This is a genomic window from Pseudomonas sp. NPDC089758 (assembly GCF_044748705.1).
Classification (GTDB): Bacteria; Pseudomonadota; Gammaproteobacteria; order Pseudomonadales; family Pseudomonadaceae; genus Aquipseudomonas; species Aquipseudomonas putida_X.
Genome location: NZ_JBIVGN010000038.1, coordinates 1 through 1990, shown reverse-complemented (window position 1 = coordinate 1990; position 1990 = coordinate 1). Strand labels below are relative to the sequence as shown.

At 58.3% G+C, this 1990-nt stretch carries 2 protein-coding genes; both read right to left on the bottom strand.

What is annotated here, in order from left to right:
- Nucleotides 1-46: 46 nt before the first annotated feature.
- Nucleotides 47-1579 carry an IS66-like element ISPpu15 family transposase gene (locus ACIPZH_RS25725; protein WP_010954877.1) on the bottom strand — a complete coding sequence of 511 codons (1533 nt, stop codon included), beginning with the start codon at nucleotides 1577-1579 and terminating at the stop codon, nucleotides 47-49.
- Between the two features lie 18 nt (nucleotides 1580-1597).
- Nucleotides 1598-1990 (bottom strand): IS66 family insertion sequence element accessory protein TnpB (gene tnpB, locus ACIPZH_RS25720; RefSeq protein ID WP_400638349.1); only part of this gene is annotated, 393 nt, incomplete at its 5' end.

The following is a 1990-nucleotide window of genomic DNA, read 5'->3' as shown; positions in this document are numbered from 1 at the left end:
CGTAACCGATCCATGAACCCCACCTACCACAAGGTGGAAGCCAAGGTTACCGTGGCATCTCTGGCGAACAGTTCCATGGCAGCAGCGCTTCGTAGTCTGCTACCGATGAGGCGTGCGGCAGTCGCTCCAGGACGTGGCGCAGCCACGTATAGGGCTCTTGGCCGTTGACCTTGGCGGTTTCGACCAAGCTGTAGATCTGCGCGCTAGCCGTGGCTCCCTTGGGCGTGTCACTGAACAGCCAAGCTTTGCGCCCGATCACAAACGGCTTTATGGCCCGCTCTGCCAGGTTGTTGTCGATCGGCAGGTGGCCCGCCTCGACATACCGCTCCAAGCGGTTCCAGTTGTTTGCCAGGTAAAGCACCGCCTTGCCCAGTACGCTTTGCGGTGTCACCTGTGAGTGCGTCTTGTCGAGCCAACTTTTCAACTGCTCAAGGATCGGCAGGCTTCGTTCCTGACGACCGATGAATCGCTGTTCATCGCTGGCATCCTTGAGGTCGCGTTCGATGCCATACAGTTTGTTGATCATCGTCAGCGCAACATCGGCGCGACCGGTCTTGCCCTTAGGCTGCACCTTCTGCGCTTCGACGAATTTACGCCGGACATGCGCCATGCACGCCAGTCGTTCAACGCCCGGCTGTAGCGCCAACGCGTTGTAACCGGCGTAATCATCGGTCATCACGTAACCGCGATAGCCCTCCAGCAGGCGCAGCGGCACCTCCTGCGCGCGGCTGGTGGTGTAATCGAACAGCACGACTTGTCGATCAGGCGGGCCACTGGCCTGCACCCACATCCAGGATTGACTGGTCGGATCACGATCCGGCTCTTTGAGCACCTGCACGCGAGTTTCATCGCAATGGATCACCGGGCTTTCCAGCAGGCGGTCACGCATCAGGTTCAGCAGTGGCTGAAAGTGTTCGCTGCACTGGATGACCCAGCGGGCCAGGGTTTGCCGGGGGATCTCGATACCATGTCGGTTCAGCACCGTCTCGAAGCGGTGCAGCGGCAGGCCATCGACGTACTTGGTGGTTAGCAACATCGCCAGCACGCTGGGACTGGCCATGCTCTTTTCAATCAATTGGGCCGGCTTGTCAGCGGTGACCGGCGCGGATTCGCAGCCACGGCAGCCATAGATTTTGCGTACGTGTTTAAGCACACGGATCTGCATCGGCACGATGTCGAGTTGTTCGCTGGTTTGCTCGCCAACCACGTGTTTGCGGCAACCACAGGCGCAAGTCAGTTCGTGCTCGGGCAAGTCATGAATGACTTCAATGCGTGGCAGGTCAGCCGACAGTGGCTTGCGTTTGCCGCGCTGCTTGCTTGGCGCAACAACTTCTTCGTCGGCATCATCAGCGGTAGGTACCCACTGACTTTCGGGTTCATTGAACAACGCCAGTTGGGGCGTGTTGGACTCGACGGTTTGCTCGGACTTGCGATTGAATAATCGGTCACGCAGCAGCTTGACCTGTTCTTTAAGGTCGACGATCTGACCTTTGTCGACCGTGCGCTCGGCCAACAACTGCGCAAGCAGTAGTTTGAGCGCGGCAGGGTCGTCAGGGAGGTTATCGGGCACTGAAATCATGGCCCGGATTATACCCGGTCAGGCGACGAAACGAGGAGTCAAAACCTGATGCGGACGGTTGCGCCAGAGATCGAAACCGTCGAGTAGCCAATTCAGTTCCTGGACGGTCAGTACGATAGCTTCGTCGGTCGCGTCGGGTGAAGTTTTGAAACGCTCGGCTTCGAGGCGCTTGAGCCAAAGGCAGAAGCCGTTGCGCTCCCAATACAACACCTTGATGCGGTTACGGGCTTTATTGAGGAAGACGAAAAGTACCGGGTCGAACACGGCGACCTTGATGTCCAGTTCGACCAGGGCAGTGAGGCCGTCGATGGACTTTCGAAAGTCCACGGGCTTGGGGTAGAGGTAGACTTTTTCGACTTTGCTGTCGGGGCGCATCATGGCGGGCTGGCTCCAGAAAGAAATCGGGAGCAC

Bases quoted from the DNA above. Each gene is read 5' to 3' on its own strand.
- ACIPZH_RS25725 (WP_010954877.1), bottom strand. From the start codon at position 1,579: ATGATTTCAGTGCCCGATAACCTCCCTGACGACCCTGCCGCGCTCAAA.